Below are 24209 nucleotides of genomic sequence, written 5' to 3'. Positions count from 1 at the left end.
CAGGATCTGCAAAGCACCGGGAGCGTAAACTCTCAGGGTGCTGCTCTGCGTCACGGCCAATCACAAGACTGCCCCCTTCGACCTCCTCGAACGACTCAGTCGCACCCCGGATGACCTGGCTGGATCCCTCTCCGAAGGATCCAAGGGCGCCGTCGTGCTCGCGACCTGCAACCGCTTCGAGGCCTATGTCGACGTCGACGGCACGGCGGACGAGACCGACGTCGCGCGGATCCTGAGCACCGTCTCGGAGCGCAGCGGGATCCCCGCCGACACGCTCACCGCGTCATCGTCGGTGCATTCCGGCGCTCGCGTCGTGGAGCACCTCTTCTCCGTCGCCTCGGGGCTGGAGTCCGTGGTCTCGGGCGAGGGCGAGATCGCCGGCCAGGTGCGCCGTGCGCTGACCTCGGCGCGCAAGCACGGCACCACGTCCCCCGAGCTGGAGCGGCTGTTCCAGCGCGCCAGCGAGGCGCAGCGCAAGGTCAAGAACGACACCGCCCTGGGACGCGCCGGCCGCTCGCTCGTGCGCCTCGCCCTCGAGCTGGCCGACAGCCGCATCGCCGACTGGAGCGCCGCCCGCGTGCTGCTCGTGGGCACCGGGGCGTACGCCGCCGTGACCCTGGCGACGCTGCGCGAACGCGGCGCTCAGGACATCAGCGTGCACTCGCCGTCCGGCCGCGGGGCCGCGTTCGCCGTGAAGCACAGCATCCGCGCCCTGCCCAAGGCCGAGTACGCCCGCGCCGCCGCGCACGCCACGATCGTGATCACCTGCACCAGCGCCGAGCTTCCGGTGCTGGATGCCGCGATCCTGCGCGCGGGGCGGGGTCCGGCGCTGACGGTGCTGCCCTCGCCCGACGAGGCCACGGTCGACTGCCCGATCCCGGGACACGGGCCCTCGGCCGGTTCCGCACCGACGCAGCTGATCGTCGATCTGGGCATGCCGCGCAACGTCGCTCCCGACGTCGCCGACGTCGAGGGCGTCGCGCTGCTGGACCTCGAGACCATCCGCCTGCACGCACCGCTCGAGGAGTTGCAGGCCACCGACGCCGCGCGCTCGATCGTGCGCGCGGCCGCGGCGACGTTCCACGAGGTGGGCGCCCGCGAGAGCGTCACCCCGGCCGTCGTGGCCCTGCGCGGACACATCTTCGAGCTGCTCGAGGCGGAGATCGAGCGCGCCCGGCGTCGCGGCGACGACGGCGGCCAGGTCGAGCAGGCCATGCGCCACCTCGCCGGGGTGCTGCTGCACACCCCCACCAGCCGCGCGCACGAGCTCGCCGCGCAGGGACGCGGATCCGAGTTCATCGCCGCGGTCGAGACGCTGTACGGGCTGAGCGCTGAGGTTGAGGCGCGGCAGGACGACGCCGCCACTGCCTGAACCGACCGAGACGTTGTCTCTCGTGACCGCCGGGCCCGGGGCGAACACCCGACCGCGGCGATCGCCCCGGTCGTCAAAGAAGGAATCCGTTGCTCCCGGCCCCTTCGGAGCGGCGTGTTCCTTCTTCGACGCGACGTAGGCCCACGACGAAACGGGCCGGCGTGGCTAGCCTGAGACGGTGAGCAACGTGACAGACGAGGGTCCCTTCTTCCACGGCACCAAGGCGGATCTGCAGCCCGGCGAGCTCCTCACGGCGGGGTTCCGGTCGAACTACCGGCCCGAGATCGTGATGAACCACATCTACTTCACCGCGCTGCGCGACGGGGCAGGCCTCGCCGCAGAGCTCGCCGCCGGCGACGGCGCACCCCGGGTGTACCAGGTCGAGCCGACCGGGGAGTTCGAGGACGACCCGAACGTCACCGACAAGAAGTTCCCAGGCAACCCGACGCGCTCCTACCGCAGCACGGATCCGCTCCGCGTGGTCGCCGAGGTCGACGACTGGACCCGCCTGACGCCCGAGGCGCTGCAGGACTGGCGCGACCGCCTGGCATCGCTTCTCGCCGACGAGCGCGGCGAGATCATCAACTAGCGCCGGACAGCGCCGCGCGAACGAGGCCGGCGAGGGCGCGGGACCTGCTGTCAGGCGGCCACGCGATGACCGTCGTGACCACCGGCGCATCCGGCACGGGCACGACCCCGAGATCGCCAGGCAGGTGCGTGCCGACGGACTCGGGCATGAGGGCGCACGCACGTCCCAGCGCGATCAGCTGGGTGAGCTGAGTGTGATCGCGGACCCGCGGACCGGGGCCGTCCGCGTGGGTTCCGTCGCTCTGCGGCCAACGCGGCAGGGGCGGATCCACCCGGGCATCGATCTCGGCCATGGACACCTGAGCGCGGCCGGCCCACGCATGATCTGCGGGGAGTACGAGGACTTGCCGCTCGGCGCGCAGCTCGTCCGTATCGAGACCCGACGTGGAGTCGTAGGGCCGCTGGAGCAGCGCGACATCCGCCTGACCGGTGCGCAGCATGCGCTCCGCCTCACCGGGTCCGCACAGAGCCACCTCGACCGGCACGGCATCCGGCAGCGCGGCGTAGGCGTCGAGCAGATCCGACAGCAGTTCGGGGGATGCGCCCGACTTCGTGGCCAGGACCAGACCCGGCCTGCCGCCGGCGGCCCGACGGGTGCGACGCTCGGCAGCGTCGACCGCGTCGAGCACGATCCGGGCTTCTCGCAGGAGCACTGTCCCGGCCTCGGTCAGTGTGATCGCGCGGGCGCCGCGGTGCAGGAGAACGACGCCGAGCCGGCGTTCGAGCTGCTGGATGGCGCGTGAAAGCGGTGGCTGCGCCATCGAGAGCCGTTGCGCGGCGCGTCCGAAATGCAGCTCCTCGGCAACGGCGACGAAGTAGCGCAGCTCGCGGGTCTCCACGCAATCATCGTATTCAGCGGTCGGGCGGATCGATACCCGTGAGGTATCGCCGCGCACCCGATCGGTCTTGGACGCGGCGCCCGGCCCGACGAGAGGATCGTCGACGTGAATGCACAGAAGATCGCGCTCGTGACCGGAGCGAACAAGGGAATCGGATACGAGATCGCCGCGGGCCTGGGCGCCCTGGGGTGGCGCATCGGTGTGGGCGCACGCGATCCGCGACGTCGCCACGCCGCCGTGGACAGGCTCCGCGCGAGCGGCGCTGACGCGTTCGGCGTCCCCCTCGACGTGACCGAAGACGCGAGCGCGACCGCGGCGGCCGAGTTCATCGCGGAGCACGCCGGAGGTCTCGACGTCCTGGTCAACAATGCCGCGATCGTGGGCCGCATGCCGCAGACCCCGTCCTCCGTCGATCCCTCGACCCTGCGAGATGTCGTGGAGACCAACGTGATCGGCGTCATCCGTGTCACCAACGCGATGCTGCCGATGCTGCGCGCCTCGTCATCGCCGCGGATCGTGAACATGTCCAGCAGCGTCGGCTCGCTCTCATTGCAGACCTCGCCCGGCATCGACATGGGTCAGGTCCCGGCGGCATACCTGGCATCCAAGACGTTCCTCAATGCGCTCACGATCCAGTACGCCAAGGAGCTGAGCGACACCAGTGTCCTGGTCAATGCCGGCTGCCCCGGGTTCACCGCGACGGACCTCAACGGCTTCAGCGGCGTCCGGACCGCGCAGCAGGGCGCGGCGATCGCCGTGCACCTCGCCACCGTGCCTGACGATGGTCCGCGAGGCGGCTTCTTCGACGATGCGGGTCCGGTGCCCTGGTGAACGCGATCGCGCCTCAGTCCGCGGATCCGTCGGTGAAGAGCGCGGCGAGCGCGGCCAGCAGCTGGGTCCAGCCGGGCTCGAGCCCCGCGATCGCCTCGACCGCGTTGGGCTTGACCCCGGTCGCCTCGATGCGCAGTTCGACCGTCGTCGTGGCGTCGTCGCCGCTGAAGGAGACCGTGTGCACGGCGTCGAACATCGGCGCACCCGTCTCGTCGACCGGCGCGAGCGCGAAGACGAGCGATCGCCCCGGATCGGATTCGATCACGCTTCCTTCCGAACGATAGGTCGCGCCGCCCGGCTCGCCGAGCGTGAAACGGATCGGCGCACCCTGCTCCGGAGCGATCGCGAGCTCACGCACCTCGAAGTGCGGCGGCGCCCACCACCGTCCGGCGATCTGCGGGTCGGTCCATGCGCACCATACCGCGTCGACAGGCCCAGGGATCGCGGCGCGCAACGTCACACTCCTGTCCTGTCCGGGATCCGCTTGCACGTGCACGACCGCCTGCTCATAGGTCTGCAGCTCATCATCGTCGGGGCCGGTCTGCGCCCATCGCCCCAGATGTGCGGCGAGCATTGCGAACGAACTGCGGTTCAGGCTCGCCACCCGTCGGCGACCGAGCCGGTGGATCGTGATCAGCCCGGCTGCCTCGAGCGCCTGGAGGTGCTTCGTGGTCTGCGGCTGCAGCGCGCCGATGGCCTCCGCCACGCCCCCCACCGTGGCGGGGCTCGCGGCGAGGACTTCCAGGATGCGGTACCGGGTCGGCTCCCCCATCGCTGCGAAGGCGCGCTGCGGATCGGGTGATCCCGCTCCGGGGCCGGCGTCCGCGGTGGCCTCCGGCTCAGCCGAGGATCCGGCCGCGCCGCCCGCACTCGGGGAGGTCATTCGGCGACGAGCGCGGCGAGGTTGTCGAGCTCGTTCGCGCGGCCGACCAGCAGGCGCTGCGTCCACACCTCGTCGTGCAGCGGCTCCACATGCATGACGACCCGGGTTCCGCCGTCTTCGGTCGGGTGCAGCTCGACCTCGGTGAGCTGCTCGTACTCGTCGTGGCCGGGCACGAAGTCGATGATCGACGCGTACGCGAGACGCGTCGGCGCCGCGATCTCGGTGAAGCGCTTGCGCGACGGCGTGGACAACGGCATCCCGTTCTGCTCCATGAAGGCCACCTGCTCCGGCGCGACGGCCGTCATCGTGTACTCGAGCGCGCCGCCGGGGCGCAGGTCGAGGGCGGTCACGTCGGTGCGGAAGCCGTCCGGCGCCCACCAGCGCGAGATCCCCTCGGGGGTGGTCCAGAGCTCCCAGACACGCTGCGGAGAGGCGGAGACGCTGCGTTCGATGATCTCGTTCATGGATCCATAATGCATTCGTCTAGACGAATATGTCAATCACTTTCTCAGGAGAATCCTCGGGCGATGCGAGACTGGATCCATGGCCCTTCACATCACCGGAGACACCGCCGCCGACGCTCTGCTGTCGGACAACCCTCTCGCGCTGCTCGTGGGCATGCTGCTTGATCAGCAGGTCGCCATGGAGACCGCGTTCGCCGGACCGCTCACGATCGAGCAGCGCACCGGCGCGACCGACGCGGCGACGATCGCCGGCTACGACCCTGACGAGTTCCTCGCCGCGTTCAAGCAGACGCCGTCGGTGCACCGTTTCCCGGGGTCCATGGCCGCGCGCGTGCAGACGCTGTGCCAGGTGCTCGTCGATGACTGGGGCGGGGAAGCCGCGAACCTGTGGACCGCGCCCGACGCGGCAGGGAACGCTCCCGACGGGGCCGAGGTGCTGCGCCGTCTGAAGACGCTGCCGGGGTTCGGCGAGCAGAAGGCCAAGATCTTCCTCGCCCTGCTCGGCAAGCAGTACGGCTACACCGGCGCCGGCTGGCGCGAGGCGTCCGCGCCGTACGGCGAGGACGGATCCTTCCGCTCGGTCGCCGACATCGTCTCGCCCGAGTCGCTGACGAAGGTCCGCGAGCACAAGCGCGCGATGAAGGCCGCCGCCAAGGGCTGACCCGGATCCGACCCCTCCAGGTCGTTGAGCGAGGATGAGCGGAGCGAGGCCGAGACGAAACGCCGCCACCTCGCGAGATCACCGCGTTTCGTCTCGCTTCGGCTGCGCCGATGCTCGCTCAACGACCGGGGGCTCGCCGATCGCGGCGTCGAGCGCTGCGAACTCTTCCAGCGACAGGGCGGATCCGGCATTCCACGCCCGCTCCGCCATCGCACGCAGCGGGCCGCGGATCCCTTCGGCGACCTCGGCAGGCGTCTGCGCGTCCGGCCGGTCCGACCACACGGCGAACAGGGTGCCGAGCAGCAGCGCGGGGTACGGACGCGTCAGCTCCTGCCGCACGGTGCTCTGCCCCTCGGGCCCCCACAGGGCCGGGAACAATCCGGGATGCCAGTCCGCCTGCCAGATCCGCGCCGCCGTCGGGTAGCGGTAGCCCGCGTTCTCGCCGAGCACGTAGTAGAGCAGCGCATCGTTGACATTGACCAGCCGATGCTCGGCGGCGACCGCATCGGCGACCGGGCGCATGTGCGCGTTCCAGTTCGTCCACCACGTCAGCACGACCTCGGCATCCAGCCATTCCGCGGTGCTGCGCAGCAGGCCGTCGTTCCACGCGCGCGCCACGAACCCGCACTCCCGCAGATGCGCGGCGACGCGGTTGACGAACGCCGTGAGCAGGTCGAATCCGGTGCCGTCCGCGCCGTAGCGTTCGACGGCCGCCGCGGCGAGCGCGGGGTACTCCGCGATGCGATCGAAGTCGACGAACTCGTCGCCGCCGAGGTTCCAGCGCGTGCTGTGCGGGAACACCGGGGCCATGTCGTCGATGAGGGCGAGTGCGAAGCGGACCGGATCCTCACGCGTGATGTCGAGGGCGTGATCGGTCGCGAGCCCCGGCGCATCCGGCAGCCGCAGCTCGGGGTGCGCGTAGAGCGCGTGCCGCAGGTGACCCGGCATGTCGAGCGACGGGACCATGTCGATGTGCAGGTCGCGGGCCGTCGCGACGATCTCCGCGGCCTCGGCGCGGGTGATCCGCTCGGCGGAGACGATCTCGGGGAAGGCCCTCGACTCCAGCCGGAATCCCTCATTCTCGGAGAAGTGCCACTGGAAGACGTTGACGCCGATGTCAGCCGCCGCGCGCAGCTGTTCGAGGATCCACGCGGCCGGATAGTGCTTGCGCCCTGCGTCCAGGTGCAGCCCGCGCTCGGCGACGGCCGGCACGGAGCGCACCCGCCCCCGCGGCACAGCCCCCTGCGCACGCAGGTTGTGCAGCAGTTGCCGGGTGGCGCGGAACACGCCGGCCGCGGAGGCCGCGGTCACCACGACGTCGTCCTCCACGTCGACCGCGAACGACTCGTCCGGGAGGGTGCCGCGTTTCGTTTCGGTCGCGCTGCGCGCGTCCTCGCTCAACGACCCCAGGGGCTCGGCGGGGTCCCGATGCGCCAGCGCGCTCAGCCTCAGCCGGATCACCGGATCCGAGACGTCGACGGCCGTCGCGATCCCGAAGATCCGCAGCTCCGCCTCGAGCCGCTCCGCTTCCCGGCGCAGCCCCCGGCTCGCCGCGATCACCCGCACCTGGGCCGGCCTCCACATCCCGCCCGCCGCCTCGAAGGCCGTGGGCTGCGGGATCGCCATCCACCTCGCCTCGACGGTGGCAGGCGGCGAACCCGGCGAGCCGGTCGCGTCCTCGGCGAACGGACCCGGCGGGCCGGCCGGATCCATCATCCCTTGACGCTCCCCTCCTCGACGCCCTTGAAGAACTGCTTCTGCAGGACGGCGAAGAGGACGATGATCGGAACGAGCGCGATCATCGTTCCCGCCGCGATCACGCGCGGGTTGGATCCGAAGTTCGAGTTCAGGTAGTTCATGCCGACGGTGAGCGTGTAGTTCGCCGGATCCGACAGCACCACGAGCGGCCAGAGGAACTCGTCCCAGGCGCCGATGAACGCGAACAGCGCGACCACCGAGACCATGCCGCGGATGTTCGGCCACACGATGTGGCGCAGCCGCTGCATCGTGTTTGCACCGTCGATCGTGGCGGCGTCGAGCGTGTCGGCCGGGATCATGCGGCACGCCGCGGCCATCAGCAGCACGTTGATCGCGGCGATCGCCCCGGGCAGGAACACGCCCCACAGGCTGTTGGCGAGTCCCAGCGACTTGACCGTGAGGTACTGGCTCGTCAGCGTGACCTCGCCGGGCAGCAGCAGCGTGGAGAAGAAGATCGCCATGACGATCCCCTTGCCGCGGAACTTCAGGCACCCCAGCGCGTAGCCGCCGAGAGTGGCGAAGATCACGTTCGTGATCACCGTTCCGACGCCGACCAGCAGGGAGTTGCGGGCGTAGTCGAGCACCGGGATCGTACGGAACACCTCGGCGTAGTGATCCAGGGTCGGCGCGCTCGGGATGAGGTTCGGCGGGAACCCGTAGATGTCCTCGCCGGACCCCTTGAACGAGGTGGACAGCTGCCACAGGAACGGGAAGACCATGATCCCGAGCACGACGACGAGCAGTACGTACTTGCCGATCAGTCCGCCCAGGGAGGGCTTCATGATGTCGGCGGATCCGCGGGTGCGATAGGCGCGCTCGCGCTGCCGCGGCGAGCGGGATCCGCGATCGCGCAGCGGTCCCTGACCCTGTCGAAGGGCGGTCGCCTGCTCCTCGATCACGCCGGTTCCGCCGGGGTTCTGGAAGGAGGTCATGCCGTCACCTCCGCCCGGCTCCGGGCATCGCGGCGCTCGGCGCGCTGCTGCGCGCGCAGGTCGCGGCGCGTGCGCCGGCCCGCGAGGGCGTCGCGGATCATCTCGCCGTTGTTGGCGATGCCCACGACGGTCAGCGGCATGAGGGTCAGCAGGAACAGCACGAGAGAGATCGCGGAGGCGTAGCCGATCTGCCCGTTCAGGCCCTTGCCCATGGATTGGATCAGCATCACCATGCTCATCGAACGTCCTCCGGGGCCGCCGGATCCCGAGGACAGGATGAAGAGCTCGGTGAACACGCGCATCGCGGCGACGCAGATCAGCACCGAGACGAGCATCATCGGACCGCGCACGCCCGGCACGGTCACCGACCAGAACCGGCGCCAGGCTCCGGCGCCGTCCATGGCGGCCGCCTCGTGCAGCTCGCGCCCGACGTTCCCGAGGGCCGCGAGGTAGACGACCATGTAGTAGCCGAGGCCCTTCCACACCGTCAGGCCGATCGCGCAGAAGATCAGCAGCCAGCGGTCGGAGAGGAACTCGATCGGCCGGTCCGCGAGGCCGAAGAAGGTCAGCGCCGAGTTGATCGTCCCGGTGCTGGAGAACAGGAACTCCCACACGATCGCGACGACCACCGCCGAGGCGATCACCGGGAAGTAGAAGGTCGTGCGGAAGAACCCGATCGCGGGGATCTTCGCGCGCACCAGCAGTGCCAGCAGGAGCGGGAGGAAGGTGAGCAGCGGCACGCACACGACCACGTACACGAGCGAGGTGGTAAGCGCGTAGCCGAACCGCTCGTCGCTCCCGAGCCGCGCGAAGTTCTCCAGCCCGACGAACGTGACGGGGCGGAGGGGGCGGGCGTCCGTGAAGGCGAGCACCACCGTGTTCAGGAACGGCCACACGGCGAAGACGAGCACCCAGACCACTCCTGGCAGCACCAGCAGGTACGGCGTGTACCAACGCTGTCTTCTCATCTGCTCACCCCCTCCTCTCACTCATCGGGTCACTTGGACACGTTCTGGTTGGCGTAGTCCTGCGCCTTGACCAGTGCGTCCTTCGCCGAGATGTCGCCCTTGACGGCGAGCGCGATCTGCTGCTTAGCGTAGTTCTCCATGGAGTCGACGTAGCCGCTGCCGGGAGCGCCGGGCACGCGCGCCTTGTCCATCTGCGCGGCCGCGAAGGTGGTCGCCTCCGCCTGCGCCGGGTTCTGCGCGGTGCCGGAGAACTTGGACGGGTCCTCGTTGGCCTTCTTCGTCCCGGGGAAGAATCCGGCGGCGAGCTTCATGAACTCGATCTGGTTGGCGTCGTTCGTGACGTACTCCGCGAACGCCATCGCTGCCGCAGGGCTCTTCGCGTTCTTCGAGACGCTGATGCCCTGCACGAACAGCGGCGGCTGTCCGAAGCCGGCCGTCGGGACCACGGAGGGAAGCAGCGTCGGCGCGTTGACCGCGATGTCCTTGTCGATGTAGTTCGGGCCGGCGGTCGTCCAGGCGACGGTGCCCTTGTTGAAGTTGTTCACGTTCGCGTTCGCCGTGCCGGCGTTCTGCAGTGCCTCGGGGCTGACCGCGCCCTCCTTGTACAGCTCCGCATAGCGCTCGATGATCTTCTCGGCCTCGGGGGTGTCGAAGACGAACTTCCCGTTCTTCACGAAGTCGTACGTGCCGCCTCCGTCGCTGATGTCGATCTGCAGCGACTTGGGGCTCGGCACGTCGGAGAGCGACTGCACGCCGACCTTGGCGAGCTTCGACGCGGCATCGAGCGTCTCGTCGAAGGTCTTCGGCGGTGCGCTGAGGCCCGCCTTGGCGAGCAGGTCCTTGTTCCAGTAGTTCAGCTCGGTGCCCAGGTACCACGGGAAGGCATAGGTGCCATCGAGTCCCTCATAGGTGTAGGCCGCGACGCCGCCGTCGACGTAGTCGCCGATGACCTTCGAGTCCTTCTTCAGGTCGGCGAGCTGGCCGGCCTTGGCGAGCTCCTGCGCGAACTCCGGCGGGAGGTTCACGACGTCGGGGAGCTCGTTCGACTCGGCCTGCTGCAGGATCTTGTCCTCGTAGCCGTCGGCGGGCTGGTCGATCCACTTGACCGTGACCCCGGGGTGCTCCTTCTCGAAGCTCTTCGCGATGTTCTGGAAGTACGGCGAGAACTTGTCGTTCTTCAGCGACCAGGTCTGGAACGTGACCGTGCCCTTGATCTCGCCGTCGGCGGATCCTCCGCCGGAGGCCGCCCCTCCCCCGGTGCACGAGGTGAGAGCGAGCACCGCGACCGCGGCGATGCCGACGGCGATAGTCGATCGGATCTTCATGGACGTGTTCTCCTTCGAAGTGTCCCGGATGCATCGCCGGCCGGCGCTGGCATCCCATCACTAAAACGATATAGTGTGCCTAGCATGCCACAAGGACGCGGCGCCGTCCAACAGCACCGCAGATCGCCGACCTGGTGAACCAAATCCCTTCAGCGCCACAAGGAGGAACGCGATGAGCAGCCCCCGTCGCCCGAACATCGTGTTCGTGCTGACCGACGACCACGCCTCGAATGCGATCGGCTGCTACGGCTCAGCGGTGAACACGACCCCCGGCATCGACGCGATCGCCGAGGCCGGAATGCGGTTCGACCGCGCCCTGGTGGAGAACGCGCTGTGCACGCCGAGCCGAGCCGCGTTCCTCACCGGCACCTACAGCCACACGAGCACGGTCACCACGCTCGCCACGCATCTCACGAACGACCACGAGACCTTCGTCACCGCACTCCGGGCGGCCGGCTACCGCACCGCGATGTTCGGCAAATGGCACCTCGGCCACGGTCCCGACCACGACCCGGTGGGCTTCGACCACTGGGAGGTGCTGCCCGATCAGGGCGAGTACTTCGACCCGGAGTTCTACACCCCCGAAGGCTCGGTGCGCTATGAGGGCTACGTGACCGACATCATCACCGAGCACGCCCTCGCGTGGATGGACGCGCAGGGCGACGACCCGTACTGCGTGCTGGTCTGGCACAAGGCGCCGCACCGCCCGTGGCTGCCGCACCCCCGGCACGCGGATCTGTTCACGGATCCGATCCCGCTGCCGCCCACCTTCGACGACGACTACGACGGCCGCGGCACGCCCGCCCACCACGCCACCATGCGGATCGCCGACTACCTCACGGACATCGACCTCAAGGAGGATCCGCCCGCCGAGCTCGGCTATGCGGAGCGAGCGGTGTGGAAGTACCAGCGCTACATGCAGGACTACCTGCGCTGCGTGGCGGCGGTCGACGAGGGCGTGCAGGCGCTCACCGGCTTCCTGCGGACGAAGGGTCAGTTCGACGACACCGTCACGATCTATGCCTCGGATCAGGGCTTCTACCTCGGCGAGCACGGTTGGTTCGACAAGCGGTTCATGTACGAGGAGTCGCTGCGGATGCCCCTCGTGCTCAGCTACCCCGCCCGGGTCGCCGCGGGCGGGGCAACCTCGGCCCTCGTCTCGAACGTCGACATCGCACAGACCCTGCTCGACTTCGCGGGAGTCGCCGCCCCCGAGGGCATGCAGGGGCGCAGTCTGGTCGACCTGGTGACCGCGGAGGACCCGGCTCCGGTGCGCGACGCGCACTACTACCGGTTCTACGAGCACGACGATCACATGCATCACGTGTGGGCGCACTACGGCGTGCGCACCGACCGCTACAAGCTCATCTACTTTTACGCCGACGGAATGGGCCTGCCCAACGCGGGCGACACGTCCTATCCTCCGGAGTGGGAGCTCTTCGATCTGGAGAAGGATCCGTATGAGCTCACCAGCGTGCACCTCGATCCCGCGTACGCCGACATCCGGCGCGAACTGACCCTGAAGCTGTGGGATCTCCAGCAGGACCTCGGCGACTCGCCCCACCCGCGCCAGCCCGTCCCGGAAGGACGTACTCGATGACCCTCGGCACCGACGCCGCACTCTCCCCGGCCCAGCACGGGACCGCCCCGCTGCGGTTCGGCGCGAACTACACCCCGTCGAAGGAGTGGATGCACGCCTGGCTCGATCTCGACCTCGACGCCGTGCGCCGCGACTTCGCCGGACTCGCCGCACTCGGCCTCGACCACGTGCGGATCTTCCCGCTCTGGACGGTGCTGCAGCCCAACCGCACCCTGATCCGGGAGAAGGCGATCGCCGATGTGCGGGCCGTGGTCGACGTCGCCGCCGAGTTCGGGATGGACGCGAGCGTCGACGTGATCCAGGGACACCTGTCGAGCTTCGACTTCATCCCCTCGTGGCTGTTCACCTGGCACGACAAGAACATGTTCACCCACCCGCAGGCTCTGAGCGGTCAGGTCGCACTCGTGGAGCGCCTCGGCGCCGCACTGCGCGACGCCCCGAACTTCCTCGGCTTCACGCTCGGCAATGAGGTGAACCAGTTCTCCGCGGCCGTGCACCCGCACCCCTGGCCGGTCTCGCCCGACGAGGCCGCGGGGTGGCTGCGCGCGCTGCTGGAGGCGGCGGAGCGCTCCGCCCCCGGGCTGCCGCACGTGCACAGCGAGTACGACGCGGCCTGGTACATGGACGGGCACGGCTTCGTACCGACGCACGCTAGCAGGATCGGCGCGATGACCACCGTGCATTCCTGGATCTTCAACGGCACCGCCCAGCGCTACGGCGGACGCAGCGCTGCGAGCGACCGGCACGCCGAGTACATGATCGAGCTGTCCCGTGCGTTCGCGACGGATCCGCAGCGCCCGATCTGGCTGCAGGAGGTCGGCGCCCCGTCGAACTGCCTGGCGCCGGAGCAGACCCCCGACTTCCTCGAGGCGACGGTGCGCGCGGCGGCGCGCACGGAGAACCTCTGGGGCGTGACCTGGTGGTGCTCGCACGACGTGGGCCGCGAGCTCGCCGACTACCCCGAGCTGGAGTACTCCCTGGGCCTGGTCGACCAGGCAGGTGAGGCCAAGCCCATCGGGCGCCGGTTCGCCGAGATCATCCCCGAGCTGCGGGAGCGCCGCCCGGCTCCGGCCCGCACGACGGCGATCGTGATCGAGGTCGACGCGCATGAGATCCCGGTCAGCCGCGCGGCGATGAGCCCGGCGGGCGCCATCTTCCAGGCCTGGGTCGACGCGTGCGTGGCCGACCTCGACGTGACGTTCGTCACCTCGCTCACCGCGGCGGATCCGGCCGCCCTCGCTGCCCGCGGCATCACCGATCTGATCCACCCCGACCTCAGCACCGGATCCGGGATCTACTCCTCGAACAACACCGTCGTCGACGGCGCGGGGGCCTGAGACCGGGCGTCCGGGTGCCGTGCACCGTCCTCAGAGATGGAAAACGCTGCTCACCTGCATCCGGGAGCAGCGAAATCCATCTTCACAGCCGGCGGCGCCACTGCAACGACGGGCGAAGACGAGACGAAGGGCGCTGAAACCCGGGCGTCCTGCGTCTCGTCGCTGCGCTCCTCGCTCAGGAACCGAGGGTCAGGCGCGCGCCTCGCGCTCGGCCTCCTTGGCCGCCACGATCTTGCGCAGGCCGGAGCTCGAGAAGCGGTGGTCGCGGCTGTTGAAGTACAGCTCGATCCCGGCCTCTTCGCAGTAGGCGCGGCCGGTGAAGTCGCGGTTCTCGTACTCGTCGCCGACGATGCGCACGTCGAGCTTGAACGAGCGGAGGATGTCCTCGAGGTCCTGCTCGGTCGAGTACGGCACGATCTCGTCGACGTACTCGCACCCGCGCAGCTGGATGTAGCGCTCGACCACGGTCTGGGTGGGAGCGTTCTTCTCCGGGCGGTCCAGGGTGGGATCCATCTGCAGGCCGCAGATGAGGTAGTCGCACTGCCGCTTGGCCTCGGCGAGCATCATGATGTGCCCCGCGTGCAGCAGGTCGAAGGTGGAGAAGGTGATCCCCACGCGAGGCCCCGGGTTGTAGTCCTGGTGCTTCTTCACGGTCTCCGGCGTCATCTGCGAATCCTCTCGTCGGCCCAGAGCACTCTATCGAACGCACCCGGACACGGCCTCTGCGACCGCATTCAGCGCGACGGCGCGGCCGTGCTCTCCCGGATCGTGAGCGCCGGGGGCGTTCCGCGGCGGGACGGCAGCGGCTCCGCGGATCCGATCCGCTCCAGCAGGAAGGCCGCGGCCTGCTCGCCGAGAGCGAAGGTGTCGCGGGTGAGGCAGGTGATCGAGGGATGTACGAGCCCGGTCACCACGGAGTCGTCGAACGACGCCACCGACAGCGCTTGCGGGACGGCCACGCCCATCTCCTGCGCGACGCGGAGCCCTGCGATCGCCATCACGTCGTTGTCATAGACGATCGCCGTAGGCCGAGCCGCGCGGCTGAGCAGCGTGCGCGTGGCCGCGGTCGCGGCCGCCGGGGAGAAGTCGGTCACGAGCGTCTCGCCCGCCGCGCCCCGGGCAGCGAGCGCCGAGAGCACGTCGGCGCGAATACGCGTGTGCTGGAACTCGGCCGGTCCCGACACGTAGGCGATCTCGCGGTGGCCGAGTGCCGCGAGGTAGTCGAACAGCGCGTGCGCCGCGGCCTCGTCGTCCAGCCAGATGGCGGGCGGATCCCCGGCGCTGTCACTGCTGCCGATCACCACGGCCGGCAGCGGCAGGGTGGGCAGCAGCGTGAGACGCGGGTCGTCATCGCGGGGATCGATCACGATCACGCCGTCGACCTGGTTGGCGCTGCGCCAGCGCCGATAGGTTGCCATCTCCTCCTCGATCGAGGAGACCACGACCAGCTGCAGCGCGACGCCGTGCTGCGCCAGTGCCGACTGCACCCCGGCGATGAGGTCGGTGAAGAACGCCTCCGTGCCCAGGGTGCGCGCCGGACGGTTCACGGCGAAGCCGACCACCCCCGCCCGGGATCCGACCAGGGCTCGGGCGGCCGAACTCGGCTGCCACTGGTGCTCCTCGGCGACGGCGAGGATGCGCTGGCGAGTCTGCTCGCTGACGCCCGGGCGCCCGTTCAGCGCAAAGGAGACCGCGCCGGGGGACACTCCCGCGAGCCGGGCGATATCGGCGATGGTGATGCGCTTCGCCTGTGACATAGACTCACCGTACTAGATCGTTTTAGTAGACCCTGCGGAACGGGATTCCCCAGGCGTCCTCACATTCTCGCACCGCGAAGGAGCACCCCGTGCACGAAGAGACCTCGCTCACCGTCGGCCGCGTCACCCGCGTGCTCGGCGAGCGCGTGCGCCCCGCCGTCCACTCCACCCGCATCCCGCTGGAGATCGCCGCGCACGCGCTGCCCGGCGAGCCGATCCCCGCCGCCGACGGACTGGCGCTCGAGTACGCGCCGTTCGCCGCCGGCCAGCAGTGGGGTCCCGCGTGGGGAACCACGTGGTTCCGCGTGCGCGGCACCGTGCCCGCAGAGTGGGCCGGCAAGCGCGTCGAGGCGCTCGTCGACCTCGGCTTCGACATCAACATGACCGGCTTCCAGTGCGAGGCGCTCGCCTACCGCGTCGGCGCCGACGGCGAACCGGTCCCGGTGAAGAGCCTGAACCCCCGCAATCAGTGGCTGCCCATCACGGAGCGGGCCGAGGGCGAGGAGGCGATCGAGCTGTTCCTCGAGGGCGCCTCCAACCCCGTGCTGCTGGACTACCATCCCTTCCTGCCGACGCAGGAGGGCGACATCCTCACCTCGTCCCCGGATCCGCTCTACCGCGTCCGCCACATGGATCTCGCCGTGTTCGAGCCCGAGGTGTTCGAGCTGTCCCTCGACCTCGAAGTGCTGCTCGAACTGCAGGCAGAGCTGCCCGAGACCAGCCCGCGCCGGATGCGGATCCTGCAGGCGCTCGACGACGCGCTCGACGTGCTCGACCTGCAGCGCATCGTGGAGACCGCGGGCGACGCCAGGGCGCAGCTGGCTGACGTGCTGGCCGCCCCTGCCGACGCGAGCGCGCACCGCATCGCCGCGATCGGGCACGCGCACATCGACTCCGCCTGGCTGTGGCCGCTGCGCGAGACCGTGCGCAAGGTCGCGCGCACCACCTCGTCGATGACGACGCTGCTCGAGGAGCAGCCGCAGTTCCGCTACGGCATGTCCAGCGCGCAGCAGTACGCCTGGATGAAGGAGCACCGCCCCGAGGTCTATTCGCGGATCAAGGCCGCGGTCGCCGAGGGCCGCTTCCTGCCGCTCGGCGGCATGTGGGTCGAGTCCGACACCGTGATGCCGACGGGCGAGTCGCTCGTGCGGCAGTTCTCGCACGGCCAGCGCTTCTTCGAACGCGAGTTCGGGATCCGCTCGAAGGGCGTGTGGCTGCCGGACAGCTTCGGCTACTCCCCCGCCCTGCCGCAGCTCATGCGCCGCGCCGGTTTCGAATGGTTCTTCACGCAGAAGATCTCGTGGAACCAGCGCAACGTGTTCCCGCACCACAGCTTCGACTGGGAGGGCATCGACGGGTCGCGGATCTTCACGCATTTCCCGCCGATGGACACCTACAACTCGCAGCTCTCGGGCATGGAGGTCGCCAAGGCCTCGCGCCAGTTCAAGGAGAACCGCGTCGCGACGCGCTCGATCGCCCCGGTGGGCTGGGGCGACGGCGGCGGCGGCACCACCCGCGAGATGACCGGCAAGGCGTCCCGCCTGGCCGACCTCGAGGGCAGCGCGCGAGTGGAGTGGATCCACCCCGACGAGTTCTTCGACGCCGCCAAGGCGGAGCTGCCGGATCCGGCCGTGTGGGTCGGCGAGCTGTACCTCGAGCTGCACCGCGGCACGCTCACCAGCCAGCACGCCACCAAGGCGCTGCACCGCTGGGCGGAGCAGGCACTGATCGAGGCCGAGCTGTGGGCATCGACCGCCGCCGTCCGCCTTGGTGCGGCCTACCCGCACGATGAGCTGGACCGGCTGTGGGAGACCGTGCTGCTGCACGAGTTCCACGACATCCTCCCCGGCACCTCGATCGCGTGGGTGCACCGCGAGGCGGTGTCCGTGCTGTCCCGCGTGCTCGACGAGGCCCGCGCGCTGTCTGACGCCGCACGCGCGGTGCTCGCGGGTGCCGGCGACGTGGAGCTCGTCTTCACGCCGACGTCGGTCGGCGTCGGGTCCGACGGGCGCGCGCTCGGCGCAACGGCGCTGCACCCGGTCCCTGAGCCCGTCGAACGGACCCGTACGGATCCGGGCGCTTCGACAAGCTCAGCGACCGGATCCGTCTCCCTCACCGAGACCGCCGAGGGCTTCCGCCTCGAGAACGACCTCGTCACTGTCGTGATCTCGGCCGAGGGCCTCATCGTCTCCGCGCTGGCCAAGGCGTCCGGCCGCGAGACCATCCCGGCCGGCAAGCCTGCGAACCTGTTCCAGTTGCACCAGGACTTCCCCAACATGTGGGACGCGTGGGACATCGACAAGTACTACCGCAACCGCGTGGAGGACCTCACCGCAGTGTCGTCCATCTCCGCGTCCGTCGAGGACGGCGTGGCGACGATCGTCGTCGAGCGCCCGTTCTCGGAGTCCTCCCTGCGGCAGACGATCACGCTGCGTCCCGGATCCCGCACGGTGCTGCTGCGCAACGAGATCGACTGGCACGAGACCGAGAAGCTGCTCAAGCTGGCCTTCCCGCTCGATGTGTTCGCCCGCGAGACGGCGGCCGAGACGCAGTTCGGATTCCAGCGCCGGGTCACGCACGTGAACACGAGCTGGGAGGCGGCGAAGTTCGAGACCTCGATGCACCGCTTCGTGCTCGTGCAGGAGGACGGCGGCTTCGGCGCCGCGCTCGTGAACGACTCGATCTACGGTTTCGACACCGCACGCGACGTGGACGGCGACGACGTCACCACGACCGTGCGCCTGTCGCTGCTGCGCGCCCCGCGCTTCCCCGATCCCGACACCGACCACGGCCGGCACGAGGTCCAGGTGGGCCTGGTGATCGGCGCCGACGCCGCGATTGCGACGGCCGAGGGCATCGCGCTGAACGCCCCGTCGACGATCGTTCGCGGCGCGAACGAGGTCGAGCCGCTGGTCGCCGTGACCGGCGAGGGCATCGTCGTCTCGAGCGTGAAGCTCGCCGACGACCGCTCGGGTGATGTGATCGTGCGCGTCTACGAGTCGCTCGGCCGACGTGCGACCGGATCCCTGTCGGTCGGCTTCGCGCACCGCGGCATCCGCGAGGTGTCGCTCATCGAGGACGAGCTGGATGCGCCGCGCACCGGGGAGGCGCTGTCACTGCGTCCCTTCGAGGTGCGCACGCTCCGCATCGCCCGGGCCTGACGCGCCATCGCCCTTCTTCTCGTCGCTGCGCTCGCTCAGCGACCGGCAACCCCGGTTCCTGAGCGAGCGCAGCCCGCGCGGGGTCGTTGAGCGAGCACCGAGCGCAGCGAGGAGCGAGACGAAACGCGGCACCTGGAAGAGCACCGCGTTTCGTCTCGGTCGCCTTCGGCGTCCTCGCTCAACGACCCCGGTGGGGCCCCTGTCAGGCCAGGATGCGGGTGAACGCGTCGCGGCTGATCCCCTGCTCGAGGATCCGCGCCGACCATTCGCGTGCGCCGTGCAGGCTGTGGTCGCGGTAGTTGCCGCACTCGATCGCGCTGACGCCGGGGACGTCGCTCCACTCGGCCTTCTCCGCGATGAAGCGCAGGCTGTCGGTGATGGCCTCGACGAGCGCCGGAACCTCGGGGCGACCCCAGGTGATCAGGTGGAAGCCGGTGCGGCAGCCGAACGGCGAGATGTCGATGACCCCGTCCACGCGGTCGCGCAGCAGCGAGGCGAGGGTGTGCTCGATCGTGTGCAGCGCCGCCGTCGGGATCTCGCCCTCGTTCGGCTGGACGAAGCGCACGTCGAAGTTGGAGATCTCGTCGCCGCGCGGGCCCTGCTCGACCCCGATCAGGCGGATGTAGGGCGCCTTGACGGCGGTGTGGTCCAGGGTGAAGCTCTCGACCTCGGCCATGGCGGATCTCCTTCGCGGTGCGGGTGGAATGAGGGACGGATACCGATGTCGGAGCCGGCCCGGGTCCGAGGCTACTCCGCTCACCTCGGACGAGGGCCGCCGCCCGCAACACGATGACGGACAGGGTGGCGCCGCTCTGCGCCGTCCCCCAAAGAAGGAAAACGCCGCCGCCGGGGCGCGACGAGCAGCGTTTCCTTCTTTGACCCGGGCGATGGCGGAGCTCAGCCAGCCGCTCAGGCCTCGCGGATCCCCGCGAAGAAGGCGCGGACGTCGCCGGCGAGCAGGTCGGGGCGCTCCAGAGCGGCGAAGTGGCCGCCCTCGTCGAAGCGGCTCCAGTGCACGATGTTGTCGTTGTCGCGCTCGGCGAAGACGCGGATCGTCTGGAAGTCGTCCTTGAAGACGGCGACGCCGGTCGGAGCGTGGTTGACCTGCGGCTCGGCCTGGGCCTGCGCGTTCTCGAAGTAGCTGCGGCTCATGCCCGCCGCGGCGTTCGCGAACCAGTTCACGCTGACCTCGAGCAGGATCTTCTCCAGCGGTACGAGCGAGGTGCCGTTGCCGAAGCTGTTGAACAGCTCGCTGTACGCCAGCAGTCCGATCGGGGAGTCGCTGAGGCCGACCGCGACCGTTTGCGGGCGTGAGGCGTTCATCGTGTTGTAGCCGCCGACCGACTGGAACCACTGCATGTGCTCGAGCCCGGCGTAGTCGGCCGGCTCGAGGCGCTCGAACTCGGATGGGTCGCCCGAGGGGAACGAGAACAACTGCAGCACGTGCAGGCCGAGGAAGCCCTCCGGGTTCAACAGACCGAGCTCGCGAGCGACCATCGCGCCGTTGTCGGACCCGTGCACGCCGTAGCTCTCATAGCGGAGTCCCCGCATGAGCTGGTCGTATGCCTTGGCGACGCGGGGCATCGTCCACCCGGCGTCCGTCACGGGCTGGGAGAAGCCGTATCCCGGCGCGTCCGGGACGACGACGTCGAAGGCGTCCTCCGCGCGGCCGCCGTACGACACCGGGTCGACGAGGCGGTCGATGACGTCGAGGTAGTCGACGGAGGATCCGGGATACGTGTGCGCCAGCAGCAGCGGCGTCGCCCCTTCATGCGCCGAGCGGACGTGGATGAAGTGGATGTCCTGGCCGTCGATCTCGGCGACGAAGTGCGGAAAGGCGTTGATGCGGGCCTCGGCGGCGCGCCAGTCGAAGGCGCGCCAGGCGGCGAGCGCCTCGCGGAGGTAGTCGTTCGGTGTGCCGGTGGTCCAATCGTCGGCGGGGGCCGGCTGCGGCAGGCGGGTGCGCGCCAGACGATCCTGCAGATCGGCGACCTCGGCGTCGGTGACGGAGACGGTGAAGGGGCGGATGACGAGAGCTGCGGTGGTGTTCATGTGTTCCACGGTAGAAGCCCATTAGGCTGTATTCGTTCCTAATGAAAGAACTTCTTCGAGGATCCGATGACAAGCCCGTCCGCCCGCCTGCTCGCCCTGCTCTCGCTGCTGCAGACGGGCTCCGGCCGCACCGGGGCCGAGCTCGCCGCCCGGCTCGACGTGAGTCCGCGGACCGTGCGCGCCGACATCGAGCGCCTCCGAGACCTCGGCTACCCGGTGGACGCCGTGCGCGGATCCGTGGGCGGATACCGTCTCGGATCCGGCGGGCAGCTGCCGCCGCTGCTGCTGGACGACGAGGAGGCGGTCGCGGTGACCGTGGGCCTGCAGATGGCTGCGGGCCTGACCGGCATCGAGGAGTCCGGCGCCAGGGCCCTTGCCAAGATCGAGCAGGTGCTGCCCTCCCGCCTGCGCCCGCTCGTCGACGCCCTCGGCTCGACGATCGACCGCGGCCAGGAGAACGTCGGCACCGACGCCCCCGATCCGGAAGTGGATCCCGCCGTGCTGGCCGCCGCCGCGGCCGCGATCCGCGACGTCGAGTGGCTGCGCTTCGATTACCAGGACTCTCCCGTGCTCGTCGAGCCGTACCGCCTGCTCAGCTGGCAGCGGCGATGGCACCTGGTCGCGCGTGATCCCGTCACCGATGAGTGGCACACCTACCGGGTGGACTGGATGTCGCTCCGTATGCCGACGCGCCGCAGGTTCAACCCGCAGCCATTGCCGGGCGGCGACTACACGGCGTTCGCGATGCGCACGATCGCCGCGAGCGGATGGGCGGTGCACGCCCGGCTGCGGATCGATGCGCCGGCGCAGGCCGTGCTCGACCGGATCAATCCGACGGTCGGCGTCGTCGAGCCGATCGATGCCGACCACTGCGTGCTGGTCACCGGCGCCGACAGTCTCGACACCGTGGCGGCGTACATCGGGATGCTGATGATGGACTTCACCGTGGAGTCCCCGCCCGAGCTGATCCCGCGCCTGCAGGTGCTGTCGGAGAGGTATGCGCGCGCCGTCGCCGGATCCTGAGGACCGGATCCGGATCAGCCTCCGTAGCGCGTGACGATCTCCTCGGTCAGCGCGGGCCAGATCCGCTTGTGCTCCTCGCCGAACGGGACGCCGGAGAGGAACGCGGCGGCGAGGTCCCGCGAGCGGTCGACGAGCAGGAAGCTGCCGAGGGCTCCGAAATGGCCGGCGGTCTCGGGTGGGAACGAGTCCGCCAGCCAATGCGGCGACTTGACCCCCTTCAGCTCGAAACCCAGGCCCCACTGGTTGTCGGCGTACGAGCCGTAGCCAGGGACGATCCCGCGCAGCCCGGGGTGCGAGACGGTGAGGGCGAGGTCGCGCAGCGCAGCCGGGATCAGTGTCGGCCGCAGTACCTCGCGCCCGAAGATCAGCAGGTCCTCGATCGAGGCGGATGCGCCTGCCGACGGACGTCCGGTGACATCCGTGCGCTCCATGCCGAGCGGCAGCGCGACCTCCCGCAGCATCCAGTCCGCGAAGTCCATGCCGACGGCGTCGGCGACGTGCGCGGCGAGCGCGTCGAAGCCGGCATTCGAGTAGATGCGCCGCTCACCGGGGGCCTTCAACGGCCCCTCCCCCTCCATGGGCAGCCCGCTGGTGTGGTCGAGCAGGTTCAGCACCGTCGCTCCTGCGGGCCCCGCCGGCTCGTCCAGATCGACCAGCCCGCGCTCGATCGCGACGAACACGCCCCAAGCGGTCAGCGGCTTGGTCACCGAGGCGAGCGGCAGGACGGCCTGCGGATCCCCCTGAACGGCGAGCGTCCGCTCGGGGCCTGTGACGCCGACCAGAGCCGTGTGCGGGAAGCCGTCGGTCGCTGCGAAGGTCGTCGTGTCCACGGATCCATCGTCCCATGGGACCAATTCGGATCCGGATGTCACACATCGCAGCCGGGCGGTGTCTCCATGTCGAAGGCGCGAGAAGCGCGCCGCAGAAGGAGCAGATCATGACGACCCAGACCCGCGTCCCCGCGACCGAGGTGACCGGACTGTACGGCGCCGTGGTGAAGTTCGCCACGAAGAAGATGTTCGGCCGGGTGCCCGACTCGATCGGGGTGCTCTGGCATCACCGCCCGGTGTTCACCGACATGATGAACTTCGGACGCAAGACCGAGAAGTGGCACGAGCTCGACAAGAGCCTGTCGACACTGGCCACCATGACGGCGGCCGCGACCGTCGGCTGCAGCTTCTGCCTCGACCTGCACTACTTCATGGCGCACGACCACGGGCTCGACGAGGACAAGGCGCGCGAGGTGCCGATCTGGCGCGAGTCCACCAGGTTCACGCACAGGGAGCGGCTCGTGATGGAGTACGCCGAGGCGATGAGCTTGACACCACCCGCCGTCACCGACGAGCTCTCGGACGAGCTGCTCGCGGAGCTGGGCGCCCCGGCACTGCTCGAGCTCGCCGCGAAGGTCGGCTACCTCAACGCGACCGCTCGCGCGAACATCGCGCTCGGGATCCACTCGGACGGCTTCGCGGACGCCTGCGGGCTCGCGCCGCTGGCTACGCAGGCCGAGACCCGCGTAACGTCGCCCGCATGAGCGACGCGAGCCGGCCGGCGCCCGAGGATCCGTTCGTCACGCACCGCGGCCTGCTGTTCACGGTCGCGTACGAGATCCTCGGATCCGCCGCCGACGCCGAGGACGTCCTGCAGGAGTCGTGGCTGCGCTGGGCGTCGGCCGATCGCGACGACGTGCGCGATCCCCGCGCCTATCTGGTGCGCACCGTGACCCGGCAGTCCCTGAACCTGCTGCGGACGGCGTCCCGCCGGCGCGAGGAGTACGTGGGCCCGTGGCTGCCGGAGCCGTTGCTGACGACCGCCGACGTGGCCGAGGACGTGGTGCTCGCCGAGAGCGTGTCGGTCGCGATGCTCACGGTGCTCGAGACGCTGGGCCCGACCGAGCGCGCGGTGTTCGTGCTGCGCGAGGTGTTCGACGTGCCGTTCGACGAGATCGCCGACGCAGTGGGCAAGACCCCGGCGGCGGTGCGGCAGATCGCGCACCGCGCCCGCGACCACGTGGCCGCCCGCCGCCCGCGCATCGCGGTCGACGCCTCCGAGCACGATCTCGCCGTGCAGCGCTTCATCGCGGTGATGAACTCCGGCGATGTGCAGGGGCTCATGGACGTGCTCGCTCCCGACGTGGTGTCGGTCACCGACAGCGGCGGGCTCGTGCGGCACGCGGCACGGCGTCCGCTGCACGGCGCCGATCGTGTGGTGGCGTTCCTGCAGGGCAGCATCGCCAAGCTCGACACGGCCTTCGCGGTGATCCCGCTGCGGGTCAACGGCATGCTCGCCGCGGGGATCCAGGTGGGCGGCGAGCTACTCGCGGCGGTGAGCTTCACCGTCGAGGAGAGCCGCATCACGCAGGTCTTCTCGGTCGCCAACCCGGGCAAGCTCTCCGGGCTGGACGCCGAGGCGCCGCTCGCCCGCTGATCCCGGTGCAGCCCCCCGACCCGCCACAGCGCGAGGCCGGATACCTGCGACCATCCGCCACGTCTCATTCCTTGCACATTGCGAAGGATCCCAGGTTCTTTCACGACAGATCGCCCAGAAGGGCGGGCGAATGCACCGGAAACTGGATCCAAGCCCCCCCGTCTACAAGGAGCATCTCCATGGAACGCGACCCCGAACTGTTCGACTCCGACGCGCTGCTGCACATCGGCC

At 69.8% G+C, this 24209-nt stretch carries 22 protein-coding genes; 10 read left to right on the top strand and 12 right to left on the bottom strand.

Going from position 1 to position 24209, the window contains the following annotated elements:
• Nucleotides 1-37 precede the first annotated feature (37 nt).
• A complete protein-coding gene (locus AC1DMN_RS03845; protein WP_477230248.1) occupies nt 38-1372 on the top strand; it encodes a glutamyl-tRNA reductase in 1335 nt (444 codons plus the stop codon).
• Between the two features lie 178 nt (nt 1373-1550).
• Entirely contained in the window at nt 1551-1961 is a 411-nt protein-coding gene (gene arr / locus AC1DMN_RS03840) for an NAD(+)--rifampin ADP-ribosyltransferase (protein WP_440734312.1), read from the top strand.
• Here the strand turns inward: arr and AC1DMN_RS03835 are convergent.
• Nucleotides 1954-2799 carry a LysR family transcriptional regulator gene (locus AC1DMN_RS03835; protein WP_477230247.1) on the bottom strand — a complete coding sequence of 282 codons (846 nt, stop codon included), beginning with the start codon at nt 2797-2799 and terminating at the stop codon, nt 1954-1956. The genes arr and AC1DMN_RS03835 overlap by 8 nt on opposite strands.
• A 105-nt stretch (nt 2800-2904) precedes the next feature.
• On the opposite strand from AC1DMN_RS03835, the gene AC1DMN_RS03830 reads away from it, so the two are divergent.
• The gene (locus AC1DMN_RS03830; RefSeq protein WP_440734314.1) at nt 2905-3630 is read left to right on the top strand and encodes an SDR family oxidoreductase; all 726 of its coding nucleotides are present in this window, start codon (nt 2905-2907) and stop codon (nt 3628-3630) included.
• A gap of 13 nt (nt 3631-3643) precedes the next feature.
• Here AC1DMN_RS03830 and AC1DMN_RS03825 read toward each other — a convergent pair whose 3' ends face one another.
• Together AC1DMN_RS03825 and AC1DMN_RS03820 are read right to left on the bottom strand one after the other, a co-directional pair.
• On the bottom strand, nt 3644-4513 hold the full coding sequence (locus AC1DMN_RS03825; protein ID WP_477230246.1) for a metalloregulator ArsR/SmtB family transcription factor: 870 nt from the start codon (nt 4511-4513) through the stop codon (nt 3644-3646).
• A complete protein-coding gene (locus AC1DMN_RS03820) occupies nt 4510-4977 on the bottom strand; it encodes an SRPBCC family protein (RefSeq protein ID WP_477230245.1) in 468 nt (155 codons plus the stop codon). Before AC1DMN_RS03820 ends, AC1DMN_RS03825 begins: the two co-directional genes overlap by 4 nt.
• A 79-nt stretch (nt 4978-5056) precedes the next feature.
• Here AC1DMN_RS03820 and AC1DMN_RS03815 point away from each other — a divergent pair, with 79 nt between their 5' ends.
• Nucleotides 5057-5638, top strand: coding sequence for an HhH-GPD-type base excision DNA repair protein (locus AC1DMN_RS03815; protein WP_477230244.1), 582 nt, complete (start codon nt 5057-5059; stop codon nt 5636-5638).
• A 78-nt stretch (nt 5639-5716) separates the two neighbouring features.
• Here AC1DMN_RS03815 and AC1DMN_RS03810 read toward each other — a convergent pair whose 3' ends face one another.
• From AC1DMN_RS03810 to AC1DMN_RS03795, 4 genes are read right to left on the bottom strand one after another with little or no spacing between them, the layout of a single operon-like run.
• Nucleotides 5717-7354: a family 20 glycosylhydrolase gene (locus AC1DMN_RS03810; protein WP_477230243.1), complete on the bottom strand. Its 1638-nt coding sequence runs from the start codon at nt 7352-7354 to the stop codon at nt 5717-5719.
• Nucleotides 7351-8328 carry a carbohydrate ABC transporter permease gene (locus AC1DMN_RS03805; protein WP_477230242.1) on the bottom strand — a complete coding sequence of 326 codons (978 nt, stop codon included), beginning with the start codon at nt 8326-8328 and terminating at the stop codon, nt 7351-7353. The genes AC1DMN_RS03810 and AC1DMN_RS03805 overlap by 4 nt, the downstream gene beginning before the upstream one ends.
• Nucleotides 8325-9296 (bottom strand): carbohydrate ABC transporter permease, encoded by a 972-nt coding sequence (locus AC1DMN_RS03800; RefSeq protein WP_477230241.1) that lies wholly within the window; start codon nt 9294-9296, stop codon nt 8325-8327. The genes AC1DMN_RS03805 and AC1DMN_RS03800 overlap by 4 nt, the downstream gene beginning before the upstream one ends.
• Nucleotides 9297-9325: 29 nt before the next feature.
• Nucleotides 9326-10621, bottom strand: a complete 1296-nt coding sequence (locus AC1DMN_RS03795; protein WP_440734321.1) for an ABC transporter substrate-binding protein — start codon at nt 10619-10621, stop codon at nt 9326-9328.
• Nucleotides 10622-10793: 172 nt separating this feature from the next.
• Here AC1DMN_RS03795 and AC1DMN_RS03790 point away from each other — a divergent pair, with 172 nt between their 5' ends.
• Both AC1DMN_RS03790 and AC1DMN_RS03785 read left to right on the top strand, forming a co-directional pair.
• On the top strand, nt 10794-12221 hold the full coding sequence (locus tag AC1DMN_RS03790) for a sulfatase family protein (RefSeq protein WP_477230240.1): 1428 nt from the start codon (nt 10794-10796) through the stop codon (nt 12219-12221).
• Complete coding sequence (locus AC1DMN_RS03785) at nt 12218-13558, top strand: glycoside hydrolase 5 family protein (protein WP_477230239.1); 1341 nt, start codon at nt 12218-12220, stop codon at nt 13556-13558. The genes AC1DMN_RS03790 and AC1DMN_RS03785 overlap by 4 nt, the downstream gene beginning before the upstream one ends.
• A 189-nt stretch (nt 13559-13747) precedes the next feature.
• Here the strand turns inward: AC1DMN_RS03785 and AC1DMN_RS03780 are convergent, their stop codons facing one another.
• Nucleotides 13748-14224, bottom strand: a complete 477-nt coding sequence (locus AC1DMN_RS03780; protein ID WP_440734325.1) for an adenylyltransferase/cytidyltransferase family protein — start codon at nt 14222-14224, stop codon at nt 13748-13750.
• Nucleotides 14225-14292: 68 nt separating this feature from the next.
• The gene (locus AC1DMN_RS03775; protein WP_440734326.1) at nt 14293-15315 is read right to left on the bottom strand and encodes a LacI family DNA-binding transcriptional regulator; all 1023 of its coding nucleotides are present in this window, start codon (nt 15313-15315) and stop codon (nt 14293-14295) included.
• Nucleotides 15316-15404: 89 nt separating this feature from the next.
• Between AC1DMN_RS03775 and AC1DMN_RS03770 the strand changes: the two genes are divergently transcribed.
• The gene (locus AC1DMN_RS03770) at nt 15405-18476 is read left to right on the top strand and encodes an alpha-mannosidase (RefSeq protein WP_477230238.1); all 3072 of its coding nucleotides are present in this window, start codon (nt 15405-15407) and stop codon (nt 18474-18476) included.
• A 202-nt stretch (nt 18477-18678) separates the two neighbouring features.
• On the opposite strand, the gene AC1DMN_RS03765 is transcribed toward AC1DMN_RS03770, so the two are convergent.
• The gene (locus tag AC1DMN_RS03765) at nt 18679-19152 is read right to left on the bottom strand and encodes an S-ribosylhomocysteine lyase (RefSeq protein WP_440734328.1); all 474 of its coding nucleotides are present in this window, start codon (nt 19150-19152) and stop codon (nt 18679-18681) included.
• A 233-nt stretch (nt 19153-19385) separates the two neighbouring features.
• Nucleotides 19386-20528 carry an epoxide hydrolase family protein gene (locus tag AC1DMN_RS03760; RefSeq protein WP_441978027.1) on the bottom strand — a complete coding sequence of 381 codons (1143 nt, stop codon included), beginning with the start codon at nt 20526-20528 and terminating at the stop codon, nt 19386-19388.
• A gap of 66 nt (nt 20529-20594) precedes the next feature.
• Between AC1DMN_RS03760 and AC1DMN_RS03755 the strand changes: the two genes are divergently transcribed.
• Nucleotides 20595-21551: a helix-turn-helix transcriptional regulator gene (locus AC1DMN_RS03755; RefSeq protein WP_441978026.1), complete on the top strand. Its 957-nt coding sequence runs from the start codon at nt 20595-20597 to the stop codon at nt 21549-21551.
• Between the two features lie 14 nt (nt 21552-21565).
• On the opposite strand, the gene AC1DMN_RS03750 is transcribed toward AC1DMN_RS03755, so the two are convergent.
• Complete coding sequence (locus AC1DMN_RS03750) at nt 21566-22381, bottom strand: serine hydrolase domain-containing protein (RefSeq protein WP_441978025.1); 816 nt, start codon at nt 22379-22381, stop codon at nt 21566-21568.
• Between the two features lie 107 nt (nt 22382-22488).
• Here AC1DMN_RS03750 and AC1DMN_RS03745 point away from each other — a divergent pair, with 107 nt between their 5' ends.
• Nucleotides 22489-23085, top strand: coding sequence for a carboxymuconolactone decarboxylase family protein (locus AC1DMN_RS03745; protein WP_477230237.1), 597 nt, complete (start codon nt 22489-22491; stop codon nt 23083-23085).
• The gene (locus AC1DMN_RS03740; RefSeq protein WP_477230236.1) at nt 23082-23978 is read left to right on the top strand and encodes an RNA polymerase sigma-70 factor; all 897 of its coding nucleotides are present in this window, start codon (nt 23082-23084) and stop codon (nt 23976-23978) included. The genes AC1DMN_RS03745 and AC1DMN_RS03740 overlap by 4 nt, the downstream gene beginning before the upstream one ends.
• The last annotated feature ends 231 nt before the right edge of the window (nt 23979-24209 follow it).

The organism is Microbacterium sp. 01T413_2, assembly GCF_056398985.1.
Note: the sequence above shows the minus strand (reverse complement) of the source record. Positions and strands in the feature narration are given on the sequence as shown.